The following is an 18,673-nucleotide window of genomic DNA, read 5'->3' on the forward strand; positions in this document are numbered from 1 at the left end:
GCTTATAAAAAATTATTTAATTACCACAAATTTTCCGGTACTGGTATCACCCTCGGGTGTAGTAATCACAAAAAAGTAAACACCTGAAGCTATATCTTGATCATTTCTAGTTACTTGAAACCAAGCAGTTGAGAAAACTAGTTCATTGTGTTCAATAGTTTCAACAAGTTGTCCGGAGTATGAAAATATTCTTATAGTACATTTTTCTGGAAGTCCATAAAAGCCTATTGCATTTTCTTGTGCCAGTCCAGTAAATCCAGAATTAACAATAAATGGATTTGGTACAACATAAACTTCTCCTAACTTATCAACAGACCTAACATTTTTTACGTGATAATTGATATTCGTCTTACCGCTTTGTTTATTGTTATTATCAATAGACGTTACAGAATAATACTTTCCTTCACCAAGTCTAAAGGTCTCGTCCTCATCAATAAACTCATACAATCCTTCTGTATTTACTTCTCCTTTTTGTAACTCTGCAATAAGCTTCCAAGGTCCCATTCCATAATCAGTACGCCAGATTTTATATCCAGTAATAGTTCCTGTTAATCTCGTATGAGTAAAATTTTCGGCAGCGGTGTTCCAAGTAATTTTAACTGTAGCAGAAGAAGTATTCTCAACACTAATTATTGGAGCTGGTACTGTAATAGGTATTTTATATTTTTCTGTATTCATTGATGGTTTAGGATTCAATTCCGGAAATAACATCCCACCTGCCGGACCCATTCTCGTTGAATCATAAGGAATATCTGTACCTAAATATGTTTCCCACGCATTATGTGCAACCTGATTAACACTTATCACATCCGAGTTAATATAGTCCGGGTATCCAAAATCATCGAGATAGTGTTCAGTAACAGTTTCACCATTCAAAACTATTTTTTTATTCATAGTTCTGATGGGATAAAACTGTACATCAGTTTGACCGCCACAAATTGTTTTACCAGCAGTTCCGCCATAGCCAACAACTTCCGCATATGCAAATTCTAATTTATCACCAAGCTTCATAACATATGGACCAAACCCATTATAGACAGCAATTCCGTTATAACTTTCGTCCCATTCAAATCTTGCGCGTCCTTTCCAAGTTCTTCCACCTGGAAGAACAAATCTTCCTCCATCTGATGGAGTGCCAATAGGAGCACCCACTTCTCCATAAACAGTCCACCATCTCTCATCCATGGTCGTTGCTCTGTCCATAATTTTATCTGGTCTTGTATTACCACTCTCACCTTTCATTTGCCAGGGTTGTAGAATATGATCATTTGCATCGGTCTCGAAGTAATTTCCACCTGCATCTCTTAACATATAACTGATGTATTCAGATTCATTTCTAGCAGTATTAACTCTATCTACTATTGCTAAATGATCGATGTCCCAGTACAACATACAATATCCTGGTGCTTGTGGACTAAGAAATCCACCACCATTTAAACCAGTATTTGCAAATTCAAGAAATAATTCTTTATTTGGCTCAGGTTTTGCAAATAAGTTTTCGACACCTTTATCAGGTGCACCGGTATGTGTTGTTTGATTAAATGTCAGCCAATAATCAGGATCGAAAGATTGTCTGTTATCACCACGGTACATACCACCATCATATTTCCACTCACCGTAATTTCTCTGGTATCCAAGCATTGAGGGTGAAAAACCATAGTTGATTGTAAATAAAACATCAACAAGATCAACAGTTCTTTCGATTGTGGATAAATCCCCATCAGTATCACCGGTATATTCAAGTTCATATTCATAAATTATCATATCATCATATTCAGGATAACTCCAAGCGCGCGATGTACGTGTAACGGTAATTCCAACATTAGTAGAAAATTTATTAATAATTATTTCTTCTGCTTCATCGGGGTTATAATTAGGATTTAAAGAACCATCAGGTAATAGCGGGTAATTTTCAATTCTTTCTAAAGAGATAGGAAAACTCCATCTACCGATTGGTAATTCTGCACCACTACTTGTACCAATTGCTCCGCAAAATGAAAATAATCTATTTGGAATTCCAGGATTGCCTTTTTCATTAGCTGTTATATAAACACCGGCACCCAAAATATTGTGCTGCCCGCTATATTCAATTCCATTAATTACAGTTTTTGATCTTGGAGGCCATTCAAAACAGGGTGAGCTTATCTTTTCACCACCAGCGCCATAAAGCCAAGCTCTTCCAATACTGCCATCATTAAAAACCGTTTCGTGCAACATTCCGCGAGTGTGAATTTTAGAATCTCTTACTTGTGCAAATATTGCTGACAAGTTGAAAGCAAATAAAATTAAAAGAATTGTAAGTGATTTATTTTTCATCTGATAACAAACTCCTGTTAAACTTTAAAACTTAACTGTCAAACCAAGTCTAAAATGTCTTGGTTGATTACCAATTAGATAGGCTTCAATATCTGTTACATAAGGTGCAAATTCGGTTTCTGTAAAAATTTCTTCCCGGTTTTCAATGTATCTCTGTCTATAAGGATTGTCTGCACTCTCAGAAAATGTATTGTCGTAATCAAAGACTTGCTGATTTAGAATGTTGTAACCCTCTAAATAAATATTGAAACTAACATTATTAATTGAAAACGATTTATCAATTCTTAGTGAAAGGTCATTCTCATCCGGAGTTCGTTGATTATACCTTAAACCTTGACCTGTGGCATCCCAGGTAAATGGTCTTCCTGTAGCAAACTTGTATGTGGCACTAACTGAAATACCAGCCAATGGATAAAAATCACCGACAGCAAACCCGAAATCATCAGGAGCTAAAATTCTAAGATTTCCTACCAATTTATGAGTTCGATCATAATCAAGTGGAATATCTTCAGGAGATGGGACTATAGTCCTTTGCGGATCGTTTTCATAGTAAACTGCTCTGCTAACAGGTCCTATAACTTGGGCGCTTTTTCCTGTTGTCGATTCCCAATTATATCTTAAGAAACCGTTTAACCAACTTGAATATTTTTCAATACTTATATGAAATCCTTTTACATCCGCATATTCTTTATTATCAAATGTTTGGTATTGATTACCACCAACGTCTTCATATATCGCATATTGGATTAGATTACTAACATCTTTTAAATAAGCACTTAAATCTATTTGCAATCCACCAGGAAGGGCTCTAACAATTCCGAAATCATACATTATTGTACGCTCAGGTTTAAGTTCAGGATTACCTAATCTTACATAATTCGGAGTTCCTTCTAGTTTAAAGCGATTTACGAAAATGTATTCAAAGGCTGGTCTTTGAGTAAATACACCATAATTAATATGAAGGACTGTCTGTTCTGAAACAGGAAATGATATTCCTATACGAGGTTGTAAAAAAGTTTCAATTTTAGTTTCTTTTGTTGCTGCTAAAGATTTGTCATAATACGATGAAGTAGGATTCGTTTTATCATAATTAGGATTTCGATAAGGTGAATACTTATCAAGGTAATAAGTCGTGTTAAAATCATAATAATCTAATCTTAAACCAATATTTGTAATCAAACCTTCAAATTCCAATTTGTCTTGGAGAAAAAATGAACCTTCAATAGGAAAAACATGATAATTTTCTGATCTTAGTGAAGAAGCATTTGTTGCACTCAAACGGTTATCAACATTGATGTCATAATAAGAAAATGACACCCCACCCTTTAATAAGTTTGTTGTATTTAGCTGACTTGTAACATTTGCAATTAAATTGTAGGTATTGGATTTAGATTTTCCTGCACTTGTGTTCATACTTCCAACGGTTTGTCCTGCCGGGCTTGTATAAAATCTCCAATTACTAAAATCATTAAATACGGTTGAGTACTGATCATCTTTTAGCAAATTGATTCGGTCTTCATCTTTTACATAAAGATTACTTAGTTTAAAATCATAAAAGGTTGATTTTGAGGCAAAATAATTCCACTCAATTGCAGTTTGTCTGCTCTCCAAGGTATTAAACGTAACATCCAATTGTCTTTCAAACCATCTAAAGAAATCAGAAGTAAAGACATTCCTGTCCTGATGATTATAATTTAAGGTTACCTTAAACTTATGTTCAGATGATGGTCTAAATACTACATTACTCATTATTTGCCTTTGAACATCTGGCTCAACAGAAGGCAAAAAAGGATTTACAACATTTTGAGTAGTTGCAAAAAATAAGTTTAAATTTTTAGTTAACGGTCCACCAACTGAAAAATTAAATCTATAATCAGGTTTATCATATTCTAAACCTATGTTCTTTAAGCTTTGTAGCCACATTTTTCTAACAAGTTCAGAGGTTTTTAACGAATCTGCCCTTGTTAGTTTAGTTGGAGGAAAAGTAATTGGAACAGGTGGTAAATAGTTTTCCGGAAAATTTAGTCCAAAATATGTCCAAAGAACTTTACCGGATTTTGGATCTGTACCATCCAACCATTCATCTGGATTATTTAACATATCAAAAAATGTCTGGTTTCTTGTACTATAAACACTACCACCAAAAGTTTTGTAATAAGGATTAGAACTGGAAACTTCTGCATTTGTTTTCCATGTACTTCCACCTTCTTTTTGTATAATATTTATAACACCTGATTGCACGTTTCCATATTCAGCACTAAAACCACTTGTGTAGACCTCCACTTGGTCTAAAGCAAAACTGATTGGTTCAAATGATTTTTCATTATTTAAAGGATTAGTAATACTTGAACCGGAAATAAAATATCCAGCTTCACCACTTCTACCACCACGAAAATGACCACCAACAACATCAGCCTGAAGTTTTAGAATATCATCGATATCATTTATTCCCGGTAAGTTTCCCAAATCATCTAAATTGTACGATTGTTTTGTGGCCGTTAAATCTTTTTCTACTGTTTAAGTCTCGAATGATTCCGGAGTCAGCTCAAAATCTATCCTGGTTGTTCTGTCTATAACAATCTTTATCTTTGTTATTATTTCTTCTCTATAACCAATATATGATACTTTGACATTGTAAGTTCCGGAGGGAATATTGAGAATATAATACTCGCCATTTATGTCAGATGCCGCGCCAAGATTTTGTTGTAATGTTTGTTCTTTACCGTCCACCCACTCTGCTGTAAAAAGTATATTTGCTCCAATTAAGGCTTCCCCATTAGACTTGTCAGTGATTTTTCCGGCAAGTTTACCAGTATCACCCGCAAATAAATTGATTGAAAGGAGCATTGAAACAGCAAAAACGAAAGGCACAATTTTTTTAAATATCATTGCAGTTCTCCGGAAATAACCGATAAGAATTTTGATTTTTTTTTAATTTCAGATTTATTGTTTGAGAGTCTATTAGAAGAGCAGTTCAAGGTTGGTATTATATTGGAGGAAACAATGAGTAAAATTTTAATCATCGCATCTTTCAAAGATAGTTAAGTTTTTTGTTGTTAGCTTCATAAAACTAACTCCATTTTCTTTTTCATCAAGCTGTACTTTTTTTTGCCAATAAATAAAGATTTTTTATAACTTGTATGACAACATACATAATATAGGTTTTGATGTCAAGCAGTTTTAGAAAATAAATAACTAAATAAAAAAAGTGTCGAAAACACTAACAATGGTTAAATGATATAACAAGATTTGATATCTATTAATTATTGTTAGAGTATGATAAAATTAATTTCTTTTAACCAAATATAGATGAATTGGTGTTATAATATTCTTAAACGATAGATATGGAGATTGCTAAACAAAAAATAAGTTAAAAATTTTTGGGGGTTTTTTATTAACTCTTGTATCTCACTCCACCCTACTGCAAACGAATTAAAATCTTCTCATATAAATCAGTGCCTTTATAATTATCAACCTCATCAACCATTCTTCGCATCCTGACCTTTGGGAGAATATCTTCCTTACCATACTTCTTAATCCAACGACTGATAATGCTAGAACCTTTTATATTAAACATTCTCCTTGCAGCCTCTATTGATTCTAAAGTCCCATCTTCCAAAAGTTTTATAACAGTAAGCTTAAAGTCGTCGCTATATTTTATTATCTCTTTCTTCATCCCTCTCACCTCCTAGTAAATAAGAATAGAAAGTTTGAAACTAAGAGTCAATAGTTAAATTATTTTAGAAGTGATAATGGTTAGTAGTTGAAGATAGATGGAATAGTTTTCATAAAGCAGTTTTAATTATCAAGTGGTTTTTATATTCTAAGTAATAGAGGATGTCTCCAAAATGTCTCCAAACCAGGTAAAATTTGGGTGAATTTGAGTGTATCTGGGAGGTTTTGCAGAAATGAAAAATGCGAAAACTGCTTAAAATCCAAGTCTTCGCATTTATTTTTTACGGGGCGGAGAGGGTGGGATTCGAACCCACGGTACCCTTGCGGATACACTACCTTTCCAGGGTAGCCAATTCAGCCACTCTTGCACCTCTCCGAATTTGCGTGTCAAATATATCTAATCAATCTAACTTGACAAAACTTTCTTTGACATTAAGCCGCAAATAAAATTTATTTTGTTAATTTTGTTCAGTTTATTTTGGAAAGGTGGCAGAGTGGCTGAATGCGGCAGTCTCGAAAACTGTTATACCGGGTAACTGGTATCGAGGGTTAAAATCCCTCACTTTCGGCTTCCTGATTTCTATATGCGAAGACTTGGATTTTAAGCAGTTTTCGCATTTTTATTCTCCCTAGTTCACTCAAATACACCCTAATTTAACTAGGTTTGGAGACTTTTTGGAGACCTTATTATATCAGCAGATAAAAAATAAGCCATCATCTAATGGCTTATAAAAGTTTTTTTGTGTGAGTGTAGTTATGGATTAAGAAGATTATCAAGTCTGTTTACATCAGAAAATAAATGATCAGCTTTGTTGTGTGCATATCTTTTAGAACTAATCAAAATTAAAAATATTATGCCCCGAAAAAATATTTCTTCGGGACTAATACGACGTTAATTTGAGGCTATTTAATTAACGTCATCTTTTTAGTTTCTGTAAAATTACCAGCTTTTATTGTGTAGAAGTAAACTCCACTTGAATATTTTGAAGCATTAAAGTCTACACTATATCTTCCTGCTTCTTTTGTTTCATTAACCAATGTTGTTACTTCGTTTCCAAGTACGTCATATATCTTTACACTTACATCTGATTTTAGTGGAATTGAAAATGATATTGTTGTACTTGGGTTAAATGGATTTGGATAATTCTGTGCTAAGTCAAAATTAACAGGAGTTCCAAATGTAACAGTTTCTGCAAGATTGTAAACTGTTGCGCTTCCATCATAATCAGTTTGTCTGATTCTATAGTTATAACTGATTCCTGAATTTACATTGAAATCCTGGTAAACATAAGTTTTTGGTTCACTGCTTGTTCCACGTCCTTCAATAAATCCTAAGTTGGTCCAATCATTTGATGTGGAGACTTTTCTCTCAACTTCAAATCCGCGGTTATTTAATTCTGTTGCAGTTGTCCAGATTAATGAAATGTTATCTGAATTTACATTTGCTATAAATGAAGAAAGTTCAACTGGCACAATTGGGTCAAGAGCAATTTTAACAACGCTTGATCCGTTACCGCCAACGATGACAGTGTCTGCACTTATAAAATTAACACCAATAACCTGGCTTTGAACAACGTTTAATAATCCAAGATTAATTTGGTTCCAGCTTTGTCCATCATTTGTTGTGTGGAAAACACCGCCACTATAACCAACAACAACATATTCAGAATCACTTCTGAAATCAATATTGTACAACATAGTCGTATTAAAAGGGAAATTCATATTTGTCCAGGTATCTCCAGCATCGGTAGTTTTAAATACATATCCAGTTTGGCTTGTGCCCGAACCACCAATCATATACCCTACTGATTGTGAACGCATCCTTATCCTTGACATTGGTCCAAGCGGAATGCCAGGAGTAATTGGTGTCCAGGTAGTTCCACCGTCAGTAGTTTTATTAATTATTGAGCTACCAGCTACTAATGCAGAAATACTGTCAATCATCGCAATACTATTTTGTCCAGTGGTGTTACCAAGATTACTGATCGTAACCCAGCTATTTCCAGAATCAGTAGTTTTCCAGATTTGTCCACCATTACCCGCAACCATACCATATTGAGTATTATAAAAATTTACGTCATTAAATGCTTGGATGGTTGTTGCACCTGCATAAACTTCAAAACTATGACCACCATCTGTTGTTTTCCAGACTTTACCACTGCTGCCAACTGCATATCCATTTGTAGCATCAAACATTTGTAATGATCTTAAATCCGCTGAAGGTAATGATAACGCAACGGGACTCCAGCTTGCACCAAAATCATCAGAGACTATAACTTGAGTTGGGCCATTTGTACCAACTGCTATTATTTTACCTGTTTGATCACCATATAATCCTTGAACAAATCCACCCGCTGTTATTTCGCTCTGTGTACTCCAATTATTACCAGCATCAGTAGACGTAAACATGTAACCATTATCTCCCACAACAACCATATTTGAGCCGTTAACACCAACTCCTCGCATTATTTGTTTGGTTTTACCTGTTGGTAAATATTGTGATGTTGTAAACGTGTTTCCACTATCAGATGAAACAAAAACTAAAGAGTCATCATCAAGGAAATAAAGAGTAGAGCCATCAATAAATGAACTATTAAAAGTTGAAGATGTCGGAGCATTCATTGAAGTCATCTGATTCCAGGTAAATCCGCCATCTGTGGTTTTATAAGCACGTCCGGAAAAACTACCTGCAAATCCAACTAAAGAATCAAAACAAGCGAGTGTGTAAATTGTGCTTGTTCCAGCAGCAGCATCATTCCAAAATACACCGCCGTTTGTTGTGAAACGGATATTAAAAGTACTGCTCACACTTCCGGCAACCATAACTCTATTTTCACTAAAAGCGTGAACGTTGTAATAAGTAGTTGCTGGCAAAAGTGGGTCAACTGTCCAAGTTGCACCGCCATCGGTCGTTTTAGACATTTTGGTTGCAGAAGTACCAACTACATAACCAATATTGTCATCAATAAACTGAATATCTCGTAAAGTTGAAGTTGGAAAATATCCAGCACCAACTTGATTAAATGTTTGTCCGCCATCTGTGGTTTTTGTAACTCCCCAAACTCCGCACAAATAAAAGTATTCATATCCACAAAATGAGCACCATAAATATCATTTGTAGTATTGTAAGGTAATGAATTTGGTACGCCGGCGAATGGATTTAATGTGAAAGTCTGTCCGCCGTCTGTGGTTTTAACAAATGTGCCTGCCTGACCAAATGCATAAAAATTATTTGCATCCCAAACCTTTACAACCCCTGTTGAGGTACCGAATGGTTTTGGATGAACCCACTGGTAAGCTGGATAATTTTGAGCAAATTCTGTACTTACAGCTAAGAAAAGCAATAAAAACAATGTAAGTTTAATTTTCATCATAGCACTCCTTTAATTTTGTTAATAATTAAAACACCAAAAAAACAACACTTTTATCTTTTCAAGGGGAATCTGTATAGTTTTCTAATATTTAAGAGTTGTAAACTTAATCTTCAAACTAAATCTAACTATTATCCAAAATGATCAATGACTTATTAGAATTAAGCATATTGTTGGTTATTGTGGAAAGAATCCTAAAAATTGATAACAAAGATGATTTTTGGGGAAATTTCAAATAAACCTATTCAAATTTATTTTTACTTACGCGGCTGATCCTGTTCGATGTTAAATTCTGATGGTGCAACCCCAAAATACTTCTTAAAACTTTTCGCAAAATTTGATTGTTCTGTAAATCCAACAGCAAATGCAATTTCTTTAACTGATGCCACTTTATTTCTTAACATTTCCGCAGCTTTTTCTAATCTAATAGTTCTAATATAAAGTCCTGCAGGCTGATCAATTAAAGCTTTTAATTTTCTGTTCAGTTGAGAAACACTGAAAGCCACTTCATTTGCCAGTTGATCTACCGAATATGCAGTATTACTTATGTTATTATTTATGGACTTTATTACTTTTTCTAAAAAATAATTGATCTATTGAAGATTCGGTTACATCCGAAGGATTAAAATTTGCTGTTTTGCTGTATCGTTCTCTAAGTTTTTTCTTGTTGTGATTAGATTTTTTACTCTAACAATTAATTCCTGTGTACTAAACGGTTTAACAAGATAATCATCAGCTCCTGTTTCAAGTCCTGTTAATTTATCTTCCTGATCAGATTTTGCCGTTAAAATAATTATAGGGATATGGCTGGTTAGAGCATCTTGTTTTAATTTTTTACTCACTTCAAAACCATCAATACCCGGCATTCTTACATCAGTGATAATAAGATTTTGGAATTAATTCTGCAGACTAATTTTATTCCGTTCAGTCCATCACTTGCTTCATAAATCTGGAAGGAATCTTCGAGTTGTTCTCGAATAAATTGCCTGATATCAGAATTATCATCAACGACTAAAACTGATTCTTTGATATTCTTTTCATCCTTAAATCTTTATCAAATTCTTCATCTGCTTCTTTCAGTATTAGAGGTGGATCAATTTCGAAATCAGAGTCTTCATTTGCAAATTCTCAGAAATTTCATCACTATTAAAATGATCTTTACCTAAAAGTAAAATAACTTTTATAGAAGTTCCATTGCCAAACTCACTTTCAACTTCAATTTTACCTGAATGCAGGTCTACCAATTCTTTGGCTAAGGTTAATCCAATACCTGTACCTTCTATATCACTTCTATCAACACGATCAGCTTGATAAAATCTATCAAATACATACGGCAAGCGATCTTTTGGAATACCTATCCCGGAATCTTTAACAACAATTTCTACTGTCTCTCGCTCTTCTAAACTAAGCTCCTTTTTCTTTGAGATATCAACAACAATTTTGCCGCCTTCATTTGTAAACTTGATCGCGTTGCTAATTAGATTTGTAAAAACTTTATCCATTTTTTCAGAGTCAAAGTATACAGTGATCTTATCTGATTGCGATTGAAAATCTAAAGTAATTCCTTTTTGATCAGCAATTGATTCAAAAGTAAAAAGATATGACGTACAAAATAGAACAATATCTTTTTTGTTTACTTTAAGATGATGCATACCGGATTCTATTTTGGATATTTCTAAAAGCTGATTTATCAAGCGTAAAAGTTTTTTAGCATTTTGATAACCCATTTGAAGTTTTTCTTAAGATTTAAATCCTGAAGTGAACCCATTACAGATTCAAGCTGTCCAAGTGTGAGTGTAAGAGGAGTTCTAAATTCATCTTGAGATGTTTGTAAAAAATCTGGACTTAATCTCATCAAGCTGTTTAAGTTTTTCTGCTTGGTCGCTTATAACCTTTGTTCGCTCATCAATTATGTGTTCAAGTTTTATATTGCTTTGAGTTAGATAATTAACTCTAACTTTTGTTATCAAATAAATAATCAATCCTAACAAAATTAAATAAACTAAAAACATATACCACGATTGAAACCAGGGGGTTAAAACTGAAAATGTAAATGTTGATTCCTGGCTTAATGTTATTGTAAATATTTTTAGCCCTAACTCTAAAAACATATTTACCCGGAGAAAGATTTGTGTAATCTTTTCTGCTCTCTAATGTCCATGCAGACCAATCGTCATCTAAACCATCTAACTTGTACTGATACTGGCTGAGATTGCCATCATAAGTTAAAGCTGAAAACTCAAAACGTAATGAATTAAAGTTAGGTCAAGCTTGATCTTTTCACCAGAACTAATCGATGTTTTGTAATGTCATCACCTGCAAATAAAAGCGAATCACCTTTCAATATTACTTTTCTAATAAGCGCATTAAATTCAGAACTTTGCTCATCGTATTTATTTAGGTAGCGGCTGTTAAAACTTACAATTCCATCTGCACCGCAAAACCAAACTACACCCGTGTTTTCATCTTTAAAGATTGTAAAAACCGCATTACTGTTTGAAAAATCTATAACACTTTTTAGGAAGGAAAGATCTTTCCATTCATAATTATTATTAGCAAATGCAGTTGCAATAAAAAGCTCTGATGAATTTTTACTGCTGAAACCCAGTATGTTCCATCATTATCTTGCAGGATAAAAAGTATCTCAGCTTTTGCAAAATGCTTATTAAACCCGATTGTTTTTTCAGGTTCAAATGATTGATTACTTTCATTAAAAACAAGTACTTCTCGTTTAGTTGTAAAGAGTAAGCCATTATTAGTTTCAAATAATTTAACTTCATCCTCTTGCTTGATATGTTTATCAGAAATATGATTTATAGTTGGCAACGTATTTAAATCTTGTGTAAGATTTGAAACTTTATAAACTCCATCATAAGAACTGCCAAGCCAAAGATTACCATATTTATCTTCATTGATACTTCTAATAGCAGTATTTACACCTGCTAATTTACCTCTATCAATCCAAACACCATTAATTTCATCGAGTACGGCAAAACCCGTCTCTAATGCTGCATAAATTCTATTTGGAAAAAAGATGAGTTATAGATTGAATAACAGCCGCTCCATTTTGAACTTAATTTTATAAGTGTTAAACCATCAACCTCATAAACGCCATCTGTTAATGCAGTTAAGATTTTATTTTTATATTTTAAGAACTGCCAACCTTCTTGAGTTATATTTGGTATTTCTAAAAAACGTGGTTGTGTAGATTGTGGATTCTGTAAATCAACTATAAATATTCCCGCTGTTGATGCAGCATATAATTTGTTATTAAAAATCTTTACGTCACTGATAGAACCTTTTAAACCTGAATTTTGATTTAAATATGCGACTGGTGATGGAAGATCAATTGCTGAAATTCCGTTTTGTAATGCCAGCCATAATTTATCATTTGAATAAAACGTATAAATTACGCCATCATCAGGAATACCGGTTGCCATATTAATTTTCTGATAATCTTTCCTGAACTATTAATAAACACCACTCCCTTTTAGATGTATTATAAACGAAAGAATTATCAGAAAGCTTTACACCCGGAAAATAAATATTATTTTCTAATAAGAATTGAGTTGCTTCAGTTTTAAATGGAATAAATTCAGACCCATTGTAAATAAAAAATTACCTTTTTTGTTGCGATTAAAATTTTTTTCTGCATCATCATAGGGCGACATATAGAATAGATTGTGTTATCCTAAAAAATTTCACTGCCATTTATTTTACTAAACGATTTTACCAAAGCGCAAGTAAACCATCTTCGGAATCAAGTACAAATAATTGTTCATTAACTTTATGGGCAATTCTATATCTGGGATTTGTTTTCCAATAATTAACAACCGGCTTTAAGTAATCGTTGTTTGGAAATGTAAATTGAAAAATGAAATTTTTGGTAATGATGAAAACACTGCTATCAATATAAAATGTGTACCAAACGTGTCCAAAAGCTTCTTTTATTGGAATATACTTTATCAAAGATTTGTATTTTAATGTTGCGTTCTTAGAATCACGAACTAAATATCCTAAATCATCTGCGGCACCAATAAACACCGTACCGTTATCATCAACACATTGAACGAACAATACCATTGGTTACTTCTATCAAATTCCAGTTTTGCCCATCAAACTCAAGCACGCCGGCTGAATTTCCGAAATACATAATTCCGCGTTTGTCTTTACGATCGCCCAATTTTGATTGTGTGCTTTGTATTCTTTAGGAAGATAATTTTTGATTATTGGAAAGCCTGTTGGAATATTAATTTGATCAGAATTTAAATTATTTTGTGCAAAAAATAATTCAGATAGAAATAAAAATAATAGTATTCCTGAATATGTACTTATTAAATAAACAGTTTTCATTTTGGGGTAAACAAAAGCAACTTAATCATTTTTTCTCAATGAAGAACTTGTAATATTAACAAAAAATTTTGGAAAAAATAGCCTTATAGTAACTATTAGAATCATTTATAATTGACTATTTTTTTAAACAAATAATCATTTAAAACAAATAATTAAAATTTTAGGTGACCCAGGTAGAATTGAACCCGCAACCTACTGATTACAATTAATCAAGTTAGATCAATTATTGAACTACATTTACTAATAGTACTTATCAAAAATTTCATTTTTGTCTTGATTTCAGAAATAAAGTAAAATAGATTTGCTGTTGTTTGTATAAGTTCACCTCCGTTGCCGTAGGTAACAATTCCTCATCAATATACCAGTACTTTATGATGGATTTACTAACTTACGCATTTGTACAACTATTATGGGCAGGACAACAGGTGTTTTTCTTTTTTAAGGACAAAATGAAAATTCCTTAAAAAGGATGGAGACATTATGGAGAGTTGCTAAAAAATACTTTGAAATTAAGCTAAATATATAAGATATTCTGGAGTGTGGATAGTCCCTCCCTTTCCGCTAGGTTGGCCGTAAATCAAAAAAGCCGCTGTAAAAAAGCGGCTTTTCTTACTTAACTATAAAAATTAGTCCTAATAAGTTTCCTCATTACCAAAAACATTTAACTTTCCATTAATGTGTTTGTTCTTATCAATGATTGTATAATTATTACCTTGAACTGAAACAACATCAAGATGGCAAAGTTCGCAATTCTGATTTGGTGGGTGTATACCTCCTTGAGATGAAGTTTTTGGTAACGGATTTCCTGTTGCAGGATCGCCGTGACATGTACCACAAGCAGCACCTTGAGATTGAGCAGTAAATGAAACTACATTATTTAAATTGCCATTCTTAAAATAACCATGGCAATATATATTTGCACAAGTTCCGTTAGAATAATCAAAAGAAGGATTTGGAATAAAATCCCCTAAGCTTTGTTGATAATTAAATCCACCAGGAATATTTGTTGACATTCTCGTAAAGTTACCAAAACTAATTCTGCACCTTGAGTTTTATCAATGTGAATTGGATCAGAAAAACCATTTGGAATTGTATGACATTCAGTGCATTCTACAACCTTTCCAATAAGATTACCACTTAAATGTTTTGTATGCGCTCCAACACCTTTTTCACTTGATAAGATAGCTCCATTTAAAGCTCTTGGTGGAGCTACTAGTAATGGATTTGCAAAATCACCATGGCAAGTATTACAAGCTTCTGGTCCACCTGGAGTATTATGACAACCCGAATTGTAACAACTTGTTCCTGCTGTTCCACCTGAATAATTTGCGGAATGACATTGCTGACATTCTTTCATATCCCAATTTGCACTCCTTACAATATTACCATGAAAATCTGGTGACGCTGGATTTACAATTCCATCCTTATGCAGTGAAATAACCGGAGCCGAAGTGTTAAGGTCTTCTTTTAAATCACTACAGGAAATAAAAAATATTGAGCTTAAACAAAACGTTAAAAATAAAAGTAAATACTTCATTAGTTTTTCCGTAAAAATATTTTCAGTTTTAATCATTTACATTTGTTCCATGGCAATATCCACAGAACCCTAATCCAGATTGAGATTGTGGTGAAGCACTAGTATGACAATTATAACAAGTTGAGCCGTTATCATTATGCCAATCACCATGTTCATCTTTCATAAATCCAATTGCATGTGTTTTTGAATTAGTTCCTTTTATTCCATCTGCATCAAAATGGCAAGTAATACAAGTAGGATCTGCACCATTAACATCATGGCAAGACATACATCGTTCAATATCTCGTTTCGCTAAAGTAGCATGATCTCCACCGCCCGATCCAACACCAAATGTTTTAAAGGTTGCTTTTAAATGAGAAGCAGGAACAATTCCACCAAAAGCGAAATCTTCATTGTCGGATTGGTGACATTCCACACAAAAAGTTTCAACCTGATGACAAGTCTGGCATTCAGAAGTTTTTCCTCTTGAATCAATTCCGTGTGTAAATCTGTAGTTTAATTCATGTACTCGATTTATTGATTGAACTTTAGTTCCATCAACAAAATTGCTTGGATAATAAGGTTGATAGAAATCGTTTAGAGTATTTGTCTCGGTGATACCAACTGTAGCCACATGGCAATCTTCACAACTTTGATTATCATGACACATCACACAGTTAGCGTTAAATTCTTGAGCTGCAAATTTATGTGTCTTAGCAAAGCTTACAACCCTATGATCCTGTGGCAGTAGATTTGCCGTAGAAATATGGCAGGATTCACAAGCATTTGAAGCAACTGTTTTATCATTGTGACAGGTATAACAGGTTGCCATCTGTGGATGAGCACCAGCAGATTGCCAGCTGTAATCAACTTCACCTAATCCTTCATGGCAGGTTTCGCAATTATTTACTTCGTTAGCTAAATGGATCTTATGATTAAATATTAATCCTTTATCACTTTTAACGAGTGCTTCAAAACTATCCTCATAATGACATGTTGAACATTCTTGTTCATTATCAACTTCATGACAAGTTGAACAATTATCATGATTTGGGAAAAGTTGATCCTTTAAACTTACACTTTGGCTTACTGCAGAGTGACATGTTTGACAGTCAGCTAAATCTTTATGAAGTGAATGAGAAAACTTTATTCTACCTTCATTTGAAACAGGCATTTCATCTTTTACAGAACTATTTGCACCTATTAATAGAAAAACAATGGTTCCAAAAAAGACAAACAGATATAAAACTTTTAATTTTTGCATAGTTGGAATATTAAATGTTTAAGTTAAACCAGTAATTAAGTTTGAAGAACAATCTAAGATCATTCTTATAAATTTTATTATCCATGTACTGACCTTGTAAATCGAATGAAAGTACACGGAACGGGCGAATATTTGCTCCAACCATCAACGATGTAATATTATTTGCTTCATCATCTGGATTAAGTTTATAATTAGTAAATGATAATCCTACAGTTGGTGTAAATAATCCTTCAAAAAATGTATAACCTGAATAAAGGGAAACAGCATCTAACTCTCCGGCATATCCAAATGTTTTTCTATAATTAATGCTGCCATAAGTTGTAGATAATCCAACTCCTAATCTTTGAGAATTCTCATCCTTATACTGAACATTGCCGAATTTTCCGATTACAGTAAACATGGAATTGATCTTATAATCCGCACCAATTTCGATTTCGTGTGTGTTGCCGTAATCAAAGACTGCAAAGATTGAGTTATATCTTATTTTTGGCTGACGATAATTGTAGTAAAGGTTTATTCCTAATCTATCAACAGCTTCAGTACGAGCATCAAATTCAACTTTGGAAAGTTGATTAAAATTCAAATCATAATCACCACGAGTAAAAATGGAAACTAATCCTTTTTGATTAAAATTAATTTCACCAGTAACAAATTCGTATTGATTTGATTTATTCTCAATTTCAACTTCAACAAGATTGAGTTCAGGATTCAAACGATTTGCAGTATACTTTTGTGGTTGAAAGTTCTTGTTTACATAACCAATTCCTACTTGAAAATTAGGAATAACGGTAGTTGTAAATTTTCCACCATAAAGAAAATTCTCTCCAAAATTTTCAATCAACTCAAATTTTTGGTAAGCCGGAACATTTCCACCAAAATAAGCATTAAATTTGTAGTCAGATTTCTTAAGTGTAAGCGATGCACCATCATAAACACCGCCGGCAATACTGTTAATAATAGGCTGCCTTCCTAAACGGATTGTAGCAATATCCATTAAGTCTCTGGCTTCAAGATAAAGGTTATAAAATCTTAATCTCGGATCAGAATCATTCTTGCTCATCACATCTGTTTCAAAATTTAGATATGATCTAACAGAAACTTTTCCATAGTTAAGATTAAGATTTAACATTTCATAAGCTCTTAAATACTGTTCAGATGAATTAACTGAATCATATCTTTCAAAAGTATAAACAGAACTTGAGAGACGACCATTAATATTTTGAACGGAGATGAATGTTGTGGCTCCTAAAAAGAGCAAGAGTATAATTTTTTCATCGATTTTCTTGCAATATTATTCTATAAATAAATTATTTTTTTGATTCAGGAATATTGTGTTTAATTTTTTGCCAGGCTTCATCAACATTTAGATCAACAAAAGTTGGACTTTCTACGTTATGGCAACCTGTGCAAAAATCTTCAAGCTTGTCATGCATAATTAAACCGTTCTTTATAGCTAAATCTTTGTCTTTCATAACTTTCATGTCTTTGTAAGCAGAACCAGGTCCATGACAGGTTTCACACTGAACACCATCTTCAACTTTAAATTTCTTACCTAACATAGAAGCATCTAAATTGTAGCCTGTAACGTGGCATTTCAAACATTCAGGTGTTTCTGAAGCTGGAGTTTTGAATCCTTTTTCTGCTGCAATCTGGTTTGCTTTTTCGGTTTTTAGGGTTTCAAATGCTTTGGAGTGTTTACTATTTTGCCAGATTGATTGTTGGCTTCCCTGTTTTTCAGTTTTGTGACACATAGCGCATCCATCAACCCCAATATAAGTGTAACCATTTTGTGCATTCATAAATACGAATGGAGTCAAGATTACGCTCATAACGATGATAATAAAGTATTTCATAATACCTCCTGAAGATAAGTGGTTAATAAAATTCAAATGCAATATTCAAAGATTTATTGATAAAGGCAACTAAAAATAGCGTTAATTATTGTACAACGAAGCATAGTTGTTTGCTTTTATCCAATTACAAACTAATCCAATTTAGATACCAATAAAATGATTGATATTTTTAGTATAAGACATTTAAATTTCTTTATTTTGAAAATATCAATCAACATTCTCCCAATACTGATAATTGTTCTGATCAAAAATTACAAAAAGATTAATATGTTCGCCACATCTTCTCCGATAACGACGTTAATTTAAGAAATGAAGTTTTTTTCTT

The 18,673-nt window shown here is 33.1% G+C and carries 16 protein-coding genes, 2 tRNA genes and 1 pseudogene; 1 reads left to right on the plus strand and 18 read right to left on the minus strand.

Annotation, left to right across the window (positions count from 1 at the left end; genetic code table 11):
* Nucleotides 1–12: 12 nt before the first annotated feature.
* The 5 genes from IPJ23_02270 to IPJ23_02290 all read right to left on the minus strand — a co-directional run bounded on the left by IPJ23_02270 (nt 13) and on the right by IPJ23_02290 (nt 6,367).
* Nucleotides 13–2,316, minus strand: coding sequence for a T9SS type A sorting domain-containing protein (locus IPJ23_02270; GenBank protein ID MBK7629546.1), 2,304 nt, complete (start codon nt 2,314–2,316; stop codon nt 13–15).
* A 24-nt stretch (nt 2,317–2,340) separates the two neighbouring features.
* A complete protein-coding gene (locus IPJ23_02275; protein ID MBK7629547.1) occupies nt 2,341–4,782 on the minus strand; it encodes a TonB-dependent receptor in 2,442 nt (813 codons plus the stop codon).
* A gap of 51 nt (nt 4,783–4,833) precedes the next feature.
* Nucleotides 4,834–5,205 (minus strand): carboxypeptidase-like regulatory domain-containing protein, encoded by a 372-nt coding sequence (locus IPJ23_02280; GenBank protein MBK7629548.1) that lies wholly within the window; start codon nt 5,203–5,205, stop codon nt 4,834–4,836.
* Between the two features lie 529 nt (nt 5,206–5,734).
* Complete coding sequence (locus tag IPJ23_02285; GenBank protein MBK7629549.1) at nt 5,735–5,992, minus strand: transposase; 258 nt, start codon at nt 5,990–5,992, stop codon at nt 5,735–5,737.
* A gap of 288 nt (nt 5,993–6,280) precedes the next feature.
* Nucleotides 6,281–6,367, minus strand: a tRNA-Ser gene (locus IPJ23_02290).
* A 104-nt stretch (nt 6,368–6,471) separates the two neighbouring features.
* Here IPJ23_02290 and IPJ23_02295 point away from each other — a divergent pair.
* Nucleotides 6,472–6,560 (plus strand) — tRNA-Ser (locus tag IPJ23_02295).
* Nucleotides 6,561–6,894: 334 nt separating this feature from the next.
* On the opposite strand, the gene IPJ23_02300 is transcribed toward IPJ23_02295, so the two are convergent.
* The 13 genes and pseudogenes from IPJ23_02300 to IPJ23_02360 form a co-directional block, all read right to left on the minus strand.
* The gene (locus IPJ23_02300) at nt 6,895–9,063 is read right to left on the minus strand and encodes a T9SS type A sorting domain-containing protein (GenBank protein ID MBK7629550.1); all 2,169 of its coding nucleotides are present in this window, start codon (nt 9,061–9,063) and stop codon (nt 6,895–6,897) included.
* Nucleotides 9,064–9,619: 556 nt separating this feature from the next.
* A complete protein-coding gene (locus tag IPJ23_02305) occupies nt 9,620–9,868 on the minus strand; it encodes a helix-turn-helix transcriptional regulator (GenBank protein MBK7629551.1) in 249 nt (82 codons plus the stop codon).
* A gap of 102 nt (nt 9,869–9,970) precedes the next feature.
* Nucleotides 9,971–10,228, minus strand: coding sequence for a response regulator (locus tag IPJ23_02310; protein ID MBK7629552.1), 258 nt, complete (start codon nt 10,226–10,228; stop codon nt 9,971–9,973).
* A 216-nt stretch (nt 10,229–10,444) separates the two neighbouring features.
* Nucleotides 10,445–11,089 (minus strand): hypothetical protein, encoded by a 645-nt coding sequence (locus IPJ23_02315; protein ID MBK7629553.1) that lies wholly within the window; start codon nt 11,087–11,089, stop codon nt 10,445–10,447.
* 226 nt (nt 11,090–11,315) lie between these two features.
* A pseudogene (locus IPJ23_02320) lies at nt 11,316–11,582 on the minus strand (hypothetical protein).
* Nucleotides 11,583–11,879: 297 nt separating this feature from the next.
* Nucleotides 11,880–12,398, minus strand: coding sequence for a hypothetical protein (locus tag IPJ23_02325; GenBank protein MBK7629554.1), 519 nt, complete (start codon nt 12,396–12,398; stop codon nt 11,880–11,882).
* Entirely contained in the window at nt 12,365–12,802 is a 438-nt protein-coding gene (locus IPJ23_02330; protein MBK7629555.1) for a hypothetical protein, read from the minus strand. The genes IPJ23_02325 and IPJ23_02330 overlap by 34 nt, the downstream gene beginning before the upstream one ends.
* 289 nt (nt 12,803–13,091) lie before the next feature.
* Complete coding sequence (locus IPJ23_02335; protein MBK7629556.1) at nt 13,092–13,445, minus strand: hypothetical protein; 354 nt, start codon at nt 13,443–13,445, stop codon at nt 13,092–13,094.
* 902 nt (nt 13,446–14,347) lie between these two features.
* A complete protein-coding gene (locus IPJ23_02340; protein MBK7629557.1) occupies nt 14,348–14,728 on the minus strand; it encodes a CxxxxCH/CxxCH domain-containing protein in 381 nt (126 codons plus the stop codon).
* Nucleotides 14,683–15,288 (minus strand): hypothetical protein, encoded by a 606-nt coding sequence (locus IPJ23_02345; protein MBK7629558.1) that lies wholly within the window; start codon nt 15,286–15,288, stop codon nt 14,683–14,685. The genes IPJ23_02340 and IPJ23_02345 overlap by 46 nt, the downstream gene beginning before the upstream one ends.
* Entirely contained in the window at nt 15,281–16,495 is a 1,215-nt protein-coding gene (locus IPJ23_02350; GenBank protein ID MBK7629559.1) for a cytochrome C, read from the minus strand. Before IPJ23_02350 ends, IPJ23_02345 begins: the two co-directional genes overlap by 8 nt.
* Before the next feature lie 10 nt (nt 16,496–16,505).
* Nucleotides 16,506–17,624 (minus strand): hypothetical protein, encoded by a 1,119-nt coding sequence (locus tag IPJ23_02355; GenBank protein MBK7629560.1) that lies wholly within the window; start codon nt 17,622–17,624, stop codon nt 16,506–16,508.
* Between the two features lie 178 nt (nt 17,625–17,802).
* A complete protein-coding gene (locus IPJ23_02360; GenBank protein MBK7629561.1) occupies nt 17,803–18,348 on the minus strand; it encodes a cytochrome c family protein in 546 nt (181 codons plus the stop codon).
* Between the last annotated feature and the right edge of the window lie 325 nt (nt 18,349–18,673).

It is taken from the genome of Ignavibacteriales bacterium (genome assembly GCA_016709765.1).
Lineage (GTDB): Bacteria > Bacteroidota > Ignavibacteria > Ignavibacteriales > Ignavibacteriaceae > IGN3.

What these genes read in the sequence shown, in the direction of transcription:
- IPJ23_02335 (MBK7629556.1), bottom strand. Translation starts at nt 13,445, where the DNA reads ATGGTATTGTTCGTTCAATGTGTTGATGATAACGGTACGGTGTTTATT.
- IPJ23_02360 (MBK7629561.1), bottom strand. Translation starts at nt 18,348, where the DNA reads ATGAAATACTTTATTATCATCGTTATGAGCGTAATCTTGACTCCATTC.
- IPJ23_02285 (MBK7629549.1), bottom strand. Translation starts at nt 5,992, where the DNA reads ATGAAGAAAGAGATAATAAAATATAGCGACGACTTTAAGCTTACTGTT.
- IPJ23_02280 (MBK7629548.1), bottom strand. Translation starts at nt 5,205, where the DNA reads ATGATATTTAAAAAAATTGTGCCTTTCGTTTTTGCTGTTTCAATGCTC.
- IPJ23_02340 (MBK7629557.1), bottom strand. Translation starts at nt 14,728, where the DNA reads ATGTCAACAAATATTCCTGGTGGATTTAATTATCAACAAAGCTTAGGG.
- IPJ23_02345 (MBK7629558.1), bottom strand. Translation starts at nt 15,288, where the DNA reads ATGATTAAAACTGAAAATATTTTTACGGAAAAACTAATGAAGTATTTA.
- IPJ23_02315 (MBK7629553.1), bottom strand. Translation starts at nt 11,089, where the DNA reads ATGGGTTATCAAAATGCTAAAAAACTTTTACGCTTGATAAATCAGCTT.
- IPJ23_02355 (MBK7629560.1), bottom strand. Translation starts at nt 17,624, where the DNA reads ATGTTAAATCTTAATCTTAACTATGGAAAAGTTTCTGTTAGATCATAT.
- IPJ23_02270 (MBK7629546.1), bottom strand. Translation starts at nt 2,316, where the DNA reads ATGAAAAATAAATCACTTACAATTCTTTTAATTTTATTTGCTTTCAAC.
- IPJ23_02330 (MBK7629555.1), bottom strand. Translation starts at nt 12,802, where the DNA reads ATGGCAACCGGTATTCCTGATGATGGCGTAATTTATACGTTTTATTCA.
- IPJ23_02350 (MBK7629559.1), bottom strand. Translation starts at nt 16,495, where the DNA reads ATGCAAAAATTAAAAGTTTTATATCTGTTTGTCTTTTTTGGAACCATT.
- IPJ23_02310 (MBK7629552.1), bottom strand. Translation starts at nt 10,228, where the DNA reads ATGCCGGGTATTGATGGTTTTGAAGTGAGTAAAAAATTAAAACAAGAT.